This is a genomic window from uncultured Bacteroides sp., assembly GCF_910585845.1.
In the GTDB taxonomy this organism is placed as follows: Bacteria; Bacteroidota; Bacteroidia; order Bacteroidales; family Bacteroidaceae; genus Bacteroides.
Window position 1 is genome coordinate 1 of sequence record NZ_CAJUHF010000080.1, and the last position, 9,667, is coordinate 9,667.

Here is a 9,667-nt window from a genome sequence, read left to right on the forward strand (position 1 = left end):
CCGAATTTGACCTTTTCCAGAGGTTCGGGGGATTTTTTATTTCTTTTTGCTAAGACACGAATTTTATATCATACTAGCAATCAATTTGTTGAAAATGTTTAGACAAATTTAAGACTATCCCTAATATAGTTCGTCGTACGAACGGATAAGAAACTTTTAAGGGAAGTACCGGACAGGCCGACGATAGTTTTTAGGATAAACGGGGACTACTTTATAGAATTAGACTTTCAGGTGCCCCTTTTTTGAGTTGTTTGGAAGAGGAGTTTCTTGCGTTCCTGTAGTTGCATGGTTAGCCGTGTGGCGAGGAAAAGCAAGGAATTCTTCTTTATTTTAGGGGTTTTGACACATTCATCCTCATCCATATCTTTTCAGGGGGATTAAGCTACAAATATTGTATTTCCCGATGCGCATATCAGGCATAATTATTCTACGAAAAAGCCTTGCATCCTACCATTTATCCATTTATTTGTTTATCTTTACACCCACAATAATTAAAGAAATGCATACTATGAAAAGATACCTTGAAACAGATGAATGGAACATCATCGAAAACGACTTCCACGCTGACAACCTGCGAATATCCGAGAGTATATTCAGCTTGGGAAACGGGCGCTTCGGACAACGGGGAAACTTTGAAGAGCCTTATTCAAGCGATTCCTATCGCGGTTCATTCATTGCCGGTATCACATTTCTGGACAAGACACGCGTAGGCTGGTGGAAAAACGGCTTTCCTGCATTCTATACCCGCATTCCCAACGCTGCCGACTGGGCACGCGTCAGCCTGCGGCTCATCGACGAAGAACTGGACCTGGCACAGTGGGAAATAAACAGCTTCAGCCGCCGCCTCGACATGAAAGCCGGCATCTCCTACCGCGATTTCGAGACGACCTCACCCAAAGGAAACCAGTTGCGCATACATGTGGAGCACATCAACAATATGGCACATCCCAACCTGTGTCTGGTGAAATACAGTGTCGCCTCCGTCAACTACACCGGCAAGCTCTCCCTCCTCCCCTCGCTGAACGCCATCATAACCAACAAGGATGACGAACAGAAAGAGAAAATACGGAATACCTTGCGCTCCGGCGTTGATAAAGATTGTGCCTATCTCTGGACACAGACCCGAAGGGAAGACGCACAAGTGTGCTACGCCATGACTTACCAGTTCTTCAAGAACGGCAAAGAAACCACTTCCAACCCCATAAGGATTGAAAAGGAGACACAGACCGGATTCAGCCTCGGCACGGATATGAAGCCGGGCGACTGCGTTACGCTCATCAAATATACCGCCATCACCTCCTCACTCTACTACGAGCGCCAACATCTCGTAGACCACTCCATCGCCGAAGCCCGCCAAGCCAAGGCCACAGGCTGGGACACCCTGTCCAACGACCATCGGCAAACCTGGAAAGAGATATGGGACGAGATGGACGTCACTATCGAAGGCGACCCGGAAGCACAGCAGGGCATCCGCTACAACATTTTCCAGCTATGCCAGACCTACCGCGGCGACGACCCTCGCCTCAACATCGGTCCGAAAGGATTCACCGGCGAGAAGTACGGTGGAAACACCTACTGGAACACAGAGCTATGTTGCGTGCCGTTCTTCCTGCTCTCCACCCCACGGGACATAGCAAAGAATCTGCTGATATATCGCTACAACCAACTGCCAAAAGCCATCGAGAACGCCCGTAAACTGGGTTTCAAAGACGGAGCGGCACTATTCCCCCAAGTGACTTACAACGGCGAAGAGTGCCACAACGAATGGGAAATCACCTTCGAAGAGATACACCGCAACAACATCATCGTCTATGCCATCGCGCAACACGTACAACTGACCGGAAACAAAGACTACCTCATCCGTTACGGTCTGGAAGTGATGATTGCCGTCTCCCGGTTCTGGAGCCAACGCGTCTCTTTTTCCAATCCCAAACAAAAGTATGTGATACTGGGCGTGACCGGTCCCGACGAGTATGAGAACAACGTGGACAACAATTGGTATACCAACTACTCGTGTGTACAGTGTCTGCGCATGACCCTTCAATACATCGAGACCATAGCCCAAGAGTATCCTGATGAATACGTACGTATCTGCCATGCCACCAACTTCCGCCCAAAAGAGGAAACCCAACGCTGGCACGACATCATCGACCGCATGTATCTGCCCGAAGACAAAGAATTGGGCATCTTCGTACAGAACGACGGCTATTTGGACAAGGTACTGGAAAGCACCGATGCCATCCCTCCCGAAGAGCGTCCCATCAACCAGCATTGGTCATGGGATCGCATCCTGCGTTCCTGCTATATCAAGCAAAGCGATGTACTGTTAGGCCTCTACCTCTATTACTTCCACTTCGACAAAGAGACAGTCCGCCGCAATTTCGAGTTCTATGAACCGATGACCGTACACGAATCCTCACTATCTCCGCATATCCATTCCATCCTGGCTGCGCGCATCGGTGACGTGGAACGTGCTTACCAACTCTTCATGCACGCCACCCGCCTCGACCTGGACGATTATAACAACGAAACCCATCAGGGATTGCACATCACCAGTATGCCCGGCAGCTGGCTTGCCATTGTGAAAGGCTTTGCCGGCATGGACATACGGGACAACCGATTATGTTTCTCTCCCGTCATCCCGAAACAATGGAAAGAGTATTCTTTCCAAGTGAATTATCTCGGACGCACGCTATACGTACAAGTAGGAAAAGAGATAAGGATATCACTGATTGCTGGAGAAGAACTGAGCATCCAAGTATATCAGAACGTCTATGACCTAAAAGCAGACAAAGACTCAAATTGCGCAATTGGGAATTATTCTTATGAAGAAGCTATCGGTCCTTCATAAATGAAAAGTGGAAAATGGAAAGTGGAAAACAAAATCAGCCCCGCCACAACAATGTGTGGCAGGGCTGATCGTTTTTTATAATCAAACTCTTATCCCAAGAATGAAATCAGCACACCAGCTGCTACAGCCGAGCCGATTACACCGGAGATATTGCTGGACATACAGTAGTTCAACACATGATTCTTCGGATCGTACTTCGTAGCAATCTCATTGCATACGCGGCTTGCCATAGGCACAGCACTCAATCCCGTAGCACCGATCAGCGGATTGATTTTCTTCTTGCTGAACAGGTTGAACAGCTTCACAAAGAAAATACCGCCCGTGATGGAAAGTGCAAAAGCAAGGAAACCACCGATCACAATGCCGATAGTCGTCCAGTTCAGGAACGCCTCACTCGTCATGGTAGCGCCTACGCTCAATCCCAAGAAGATGGTAGCCGCATTCATGATGCTGTTGGATGCCGCATCAAACAGACGGCTGGTGTCGGAACCAATCTCCTTAATCAGGTTACCGAACATCAACATACCGATCAAGGGCACTGCCGACGGCACAAAGAGAGCAACAACCGTAGTCACCGCAATCGGGAAGAGAATCTTCAGCACACGCAGATTCTTGATCTCCACTTTAGAAGGATAGAGCTTCTCCTGCTCTTTCATATTGATCATCAGTTCCTTCTTGGTACAGAAGACTTTCACTACCAACGGAATAATCACCGGTACCAGCGCCATGTAAGAATAAGCAGCGATGGCAATCGGACCCAGCAGATGCGGAGCCAGCTTGATCGTAGTGAAGATAGCCGTCGGACCATCGGCACCACCAATGATACCCAATGCACCAGCCTCCTGCGGAGTGAATCCCATCAGCACAGCTACCAGCAGCACCGTGAAGATACCCAGCTGTGCAGCAGCACCGAATATAGAAAGACGCAGATTGCGGAGCATCGGTCCGAAGTCCGTCATGGCACCCACACCCATAAAGATAACAGGCGGCAGGAATCCCGTCTTAATCAACATGTAGTAGATGAAGTTCATCAGTCCCAGGTCGTGTGCAATCTCATGCAGCGGCATTTCCCAGATGTTCTTCATCACGCCATTCACCATGACCATTCCGTTTTCATCAGCCTGAATCACTCCCATATCTCCACCGGGGAAATTGGCAATGAGCACACCGAAAGCAATGGGCACCAGCAACAACGGTTCGTAGTGCTTCTTTATGCCCAAATACAACAGAACGAAAGCAATGGCATACATCACCAGAAACGACGGGTCGGCAATGATATTGCTGAACGCCGTCATATCGTAGAGTTTTGCAAATATTTCTTCCATCACAGTTTATCCTATCTTCATTAATACATCATCTTCCGATACAGAGTCACCCGGAGTGGCACAGATGGCAGTAATCGTTCCATCAAAGTCTGCACGGATGGCATTGTATGTCTTCATCGCTTCAATGTAGCACAACAGATCACCTTTCTTGACTTTGTCGCCTACCTTCACCGGAGTTTCCTGCGTGTTCTTGGTCAGGAAGAACTTGCCTTCCAACGGAGCAGGCACGTCCTGTCCTTCACCAGCAGGTGCTTCCACTTTGGCAGTAGCATCTGCGGGCAGGTCGATATCACCGTATGCAACCGTCACCCGATAAGCCTGTCCGTCCACCTGTACGGTAAGCGTTTTCGGTTTGGCATCATCCAAAGGCGACTTGCTGAGTTCAGCTTTCCGCTTCTCAACGTCTGCCAAGAAGTCTTCCTTAGCCTTGCCGCTCTTGTAAGCCTCGTATTGTGCCGGGTGCATGGCATATTCGAAGAGTTCTTCATCATCTTCTCCCAGGTCCCATTTATTCTCTTTCATCATCTTGCGATACTTGTCGAGCACATCCGGATAGTTGTCTTGCGGATTGCCGGTGAAGAACTTACGACCTTCGCGCTCGGCTTTCTCTACAAGTTCAGGAGCCAATTCTCCCGGCAACTTGCCTGCCTTGCCCAACAGCATATCCCAAATGTCGTCGGCAATCATACCCCAACGCTCCTTGCCTTTCTCCATGGCAATCACATTCATCATTGCCAAGTTCTTGACGTACTGGCTGAACGGAGTCACCAACGGGGGATAACCTACGCGCGGCCAAACGTATGCCACCTCATTGAACAGCTTGATAAGCAACTGATCCTGCGTCATGAACGGCAAGTTACGTTTTGCTTTATATTTGTTGATGGATTCCAAGTTAGACTCCAAGTCGGCCATAAGGCTTCCCATCATACCGCCCGGCAGACCCGGACCGATAAGCAAGGAGTTCATCAAACGGTTTTTCGGGCTGATATATAATCCCAAGAAGTCGTCCATAAACTCCTGAATAAGGGCACGAACCTTCATGTATGCCTCCATATTCACTTCCGGCACCTGGAAGCCTGCGTCTTTCAACATCGCCTGCACGCTCAGGAAGTCAGCATGTCCCGTACCCCAAGACAGCGGTTCCATACCTACATCGATATAGTCGCAACCTGCCTCGCACACTTCAAGAATGCTTGCCATATTGAAGCCCGGACCTGCATGGCTATGATATTGGATGGGCACATCGGGATGGGCTGCCTTGATATTGGCAACGATCTTACCCAGCGATACCGGACGTCCGATACCTGCCATATCCTTGATGCAGATTTCATCAGCACCCAACTTAATCAGCTCCAATGCCATGTTTGTGTAATATTCCACCGTATGGATAGGAGAATGCGTGATGCAGAGAGAGCATTGCGAAATCATGCCCGCTTCCTTGGCGTATGTGATGGAGGGAGCGATATTGCGGATATCATTCAGTCCGCAGAAAGTACGCGTGATATCTGTTCCCTGAGCCTTCTTTACTTTATAGAACAGTTTCCGCACATCGGCAGGCACAGGACTCATGCGAAGTCCGTTCAGTGCACGGTCCAGCATGTGGGTTTGTATACCGGCTTCATGGAAAGCTTTCGTCCACGCACGTACAGCCTTATTAGGATTCTCGCCAAACAATAAATTTACCTGTTCAAAACCTCCGCCGTTTGTTTCTACACGGGCAAAACAGCCCATCTCAACAATAGCAGGAGCCACCTTTACCAGTTGGTCTACGCGGGGCACATACTTACCGGCACTCTGCCACATGTCCCTGAATACCAAACTGAACTTAATTTCTTTTTTCATATCAAATAAATCGGTCTATATTTTTATTAAAGATTATCATTTCACTTTCTCTACTTTGGCCACTTTGCCTTTTCCGTGTGTAACCACGCTTACTGCGGCATTGATAACAGCCAATACATTTCCGGGAATCGGAGCAGGACCTTGGGCGCCTTTCTTATCTGCCGCCACTTCTTCGGGTGCATATTTGTTTACCAAAAGGATCAGACCCTTTCCTAAATTGATTACAATCAGTAAGATACAGAACACAGTTACCATACCTACTACCATCAGCAAAAGTGCAGTATTTATATTTTCCATTATGATGAATTATTAGTTATTCGACCTGTTTTGCAAAAAATCGTCCGAAATTAGCGAATATTCATGAGAGAAAAGCAGGAATAAATGATAAAAGATGCTAAAACAAAAGTCCCCGTACAACAAGAAGTTGTTGTACGGGAAGCATTTAACGCAGATAAATGTCAAAAAAACTAATATCAGAAGTTACAGGAAGAATCAACCGAAGGGATTCTCGTCTACACCGCCGCCTTCGCCGGAGCCTGAGCCACCTTGATTGTCACCATCTTGGTTGTCTCCTTCGGTATTATCACCGGAGGGAGTGTTTCCGGAGGTAGCCCCATTGGCAAGCTTTTCCACATCCAGCCAAGCGACATCCGTATCCACCAGGGAACGGGTGGTAATCTGCTTGTTGCTACTACGTTTCACTTCGGGTATGAAGCGTACACGTATGCCGTTAATCTGTCCGGCATTCACCTCTTCCGGCGTGGCAACACCCCTCTTGTTCGTGGCAGCCGTGTAGTAGAAAGTGCCCACGCCCTCTATCTTCACCGTACAGCCCATGGCCATATAATCGGCCAACACGCCACCCAGGTTTTTCAATACGGCATACGTGTCACCACGGGTGACAGTAGATAATACCGCTAATCTGTCTGCTACTTTGTCCGTAGAAATGGGGGCACCGACAGTGATTGCTTTCGGATACCACAAATCGTTCAGTTTGGATTGAAATTTCTTGTAAAAAGCCATAATAATAAAATTTTTAATGATTAATTAATAATGTATATCTAAACTCTTTTATCTCATCCGAGAAGCAGGGGTTTTCACCGTGAGGCCTCAACGGTCCGACCGTCTGTCGTTGCTCAAATTCGATGTTGCAAAGTTAATGCAGCAAGCAAGCAAAAGCTAAAAAATGACATCTACAGCCCGCTTAGCTAAATCGTTGATATACAGTGCTCCTTAAAATCTCAATCTCTACAATGAAGAAAAAAGCTATGACAGGGGGATGACAGAGGGATAACAAGGGGATTATGGCAATCTCTACAGGCAAGACACGTAAAGTACTGATAATGAGCAATGGCATTTTATGCAATCTCTACAACCAAGGGGAATGCCTCATTTTGCCGATATTTTCTTCTTGTTCATAACAAGTCATTAAGATTACCTACAAAACCGTACAAACAGGAAGCATGAAAAACACCGTATAGCAAAACCAAACGGGACACACTTGTTCATTAATTCTCACTATTGAATCAAAGCATCCCGCTCTTTCTTTATTTCTTTGATTTATATTTTTGCTTAGGGTGATTAGGAACGCCAGGAAACAGCATCTCAAGAAAACCTTCCTTTATCAAATGCGGAATAACGTTAGTGCGTAAATATTTATGGCTTCTATTTACTATCGCAGCCAGTTCTTCCAGTGAAGTCCAGTCTGTCGTTTTACTCTTTATTAGTTCCTTGAGTTCTTCCGGTTTCATTCTCTTTTTTATAAAGGTTGCCATATTAGTGCACGAGGTTGCCATATTAACACTTGAGGTTGCCATATTAGCGCACGAGGTTGCCATATTAACACTTGGGGTTGCCATATTAGCGCACGAGGTTGCCATATTAACACCTGAGGTTGCCATATTACTACCAAAGTCCGGCAAATAATACTTTGTACCTCTACCATATCCCTCTGCCACAAGCAGATTAGCTCCACACATATCTTTAAGCAAATCTGCTATTTCTGCCTTATGAATATTAAGTATAGAACGAAGTCTCTCATTTGTAACAAATCCATCCGTACATGCAATATTCAATACGACAAGTCGTTCGTGACCAACATTCACTATTTGTTCACCAAATGCCGCAACAAGTTTATCTTTTACCTCGTCATCCATCACTGTTTCCATCCTCATTGTAAGCACCACTCTATCTGGTTGGCATTTGGTTTCTACTATGGGAACACGCCAATTTTGCTCACGCCAGCCTTTCAATATTTTATCAACGCCACTTCCTGCTTTCTCTGCAGTGCCAAGCATCATAAACATGGTCTGTAATGCTTTGTTTCTGCAAACACTATCTCCACCATTATAATATTGCAATTTCGACACCAGCATAGTTCCTGGATTAGAAAAAATGATTTTATTTTTATATAATTGCGCCATTAACGATGCATTCTCCGAATAATCAGCATGAATAAGAAGATTAATCAATGCCTCACGAACTGCAACGTGAGCAGGCGTTTCATCTCTCCTAATATTATCTTCCAGCCTGAATGGTTTTGGTAACACGGCCTGTAGTCTCGGTAATACTAATCTATAGAATTGAAACAGATTACCCTCCCACGTCCCATCAGGGCATATACGATTAGACCATCTTTCGTCAGGGTTATCCGACAAGCGTTCTTGATAGTCTGGAAAGAAGTTCGGACAACACTCATTGTCTGTTATGGCTTCTGTCTTACCAAACATAAGTAGTCCGGCAAGTGTAAATCCTTCCTCTTTGGTTACCCGATCCTTCCTGTAGCCTCCAAGCTTTCGTATCAAGTCAAAATCACTTTCCACCAACCAAGGATGATCAGGTTTTGCTAAGGCAAACAACCTGCGATATTGTTGTACCGACTCTTTATCAATGTCATCCATGCTGTAATTTCGGAGAATCCTGCTGTCGGAAGGACGTGATGTATCTGCATCGGCAAACATTCGCTGCACTTCCTTTTCTGTACACTTATAGTCTCCTTCATGGTTTCGTTTAAATGTACCATTATAAGGATTCATAGTACGAAATATCGGGCGTTGTTCTCTATCAGCCCTCGGTACAAAGAATACCATGAAAGGAAATCCATTGAAATTGCCAATAACAAGATTGTCGGACTTCATCAGATTGCAACTTATAGTCGACTTATTGTTCACATTGTTCCAGAAATCCTTTCGATACTTTTCAATTTGTTCCGAAGACAGTCTGTCGAGGTAATATTTTCCATTGCCTTCAGCCACACCAAGCAGTATCGTTCCACCATCGGTATTGGCAAATGCTGAGTATGTTTCCCAAAAACTTTCAGGAAATCCACCGGCGGCACTCTTGTATTCAAGGTCGTCACATTCATTCTTTTCCAACAGCGTTTCTAAATATTCGCCAAACTCCTCGGTTCTTCTAACTTCTATCATTATTGGTATACATTTATATTTCTTCTTTAAGTACATGACAAAAATTTGAAAACATCGAATTTTGGGGTATAAGTCGGACGCAGAAGTATTGTTGAAATCTCCTCCAAACCATACTTGACAAGCGACTTTGCCTTTCTTCCATGTTTCAGAATCCTTATCGGTTTAATATTTATACCTGTTGGTTGAATTAAATTAGTGAATATTTTATCTGTCCAATCGGACGG

General features: G+C 45.8%; 6 protein-coding genes and 1 pseudogene. 1 reads left to right on the plus strand and 6 read right to left on the minus strand.

Annotated features, from left to right (window positions below; all coding sequences use genetic code 11):
• Positions 1–508: 508 nt before the first annotated feature.
• Complete coding sequence (locus QZ323_RS13990) at positions 509–2,851, plus strand: family 65 glycosyl hydrolase domain-containing protein (RefSeq protein WP_294635316.1); 2,343 nt, start codon at positions 509–511, stop codon at positions 2,849–2,851.
• An 89-nt stretch (positions 2,852–2,940) separates the two neighbouring features.
• Here QZ323_RS13990 and QZ323_RS13995 read toward each other — a convergent pair whose 3' ends face one another.
• From QZ323_RS13995 to QZ323_RS14020, 6 genes and pseudogenes are all read right to left on the minus strand, one after another.
• Complete coding sequence (locus tag QZ323_RS13995) at positions 2,941–4,176, minus strand: sodium ion-translocating decarboxylase subunit beta (RefSeq protein WP_294635317.1); 1,236 nt, start codon at positions 4,174–4,176, stop codon at positions 2,941–2,943.
• A 6-nt stretch (positions 4,177–4,182) separates the two neighbouring features.
• On the minus strand, positions 4,183–6,018 hold the full coding sequence (locus QZ323_RS14000) for a biotin/lipoyl-containing protein (RefSeq protein WP_294635318.1): 1,836 nt from the start codon (positions 6,016–6,018) through the stop codon (positions 4,183–4,185).
• Positions 6,019–6,054: 36 nt separating this feature from the next.
• Positions 6,055–6,315 (minus strand): OadG family protein, encoded by a 261-nt coding sequence (locus tag QZ323_RS14005; protein WP_294635319.1) that lies wholly within the window; start codon positions 6,313–6,315, stop codon positions 6,055–6,057.
• 195 nt (positions 6,316–6,510) lie between these two features.
• The gene (locus QZ323_RS14010; protein WP_294635320.1) at positions 6,511–7,041 is read right to left on the minus strand and encodes an HU family DNA-binding protein; all 531 of its coding nucleotides are present in this window, start codon (positions 7,039–7,041) and stop codon (positions 6,511–6,513) included.
• Positions 7,042–7,565: 524 nt separating this feature from the next.
• Entirely contained in the window at positions 7,566–9,443 is a 1,878-nt protein-coding gene (locus tag QZ323_RS14015; protein WP_294635321.1) for an RNA-binding domain-containing protein, read from the minus strand.
• Positions 9,444–9,469: 26 nt separating this feature from the next.
• Positions 9,470–9,667, minus strand: a pseudogene (locus QZ323_RS14020) (hypothetical protein); the annotation flags it as partial.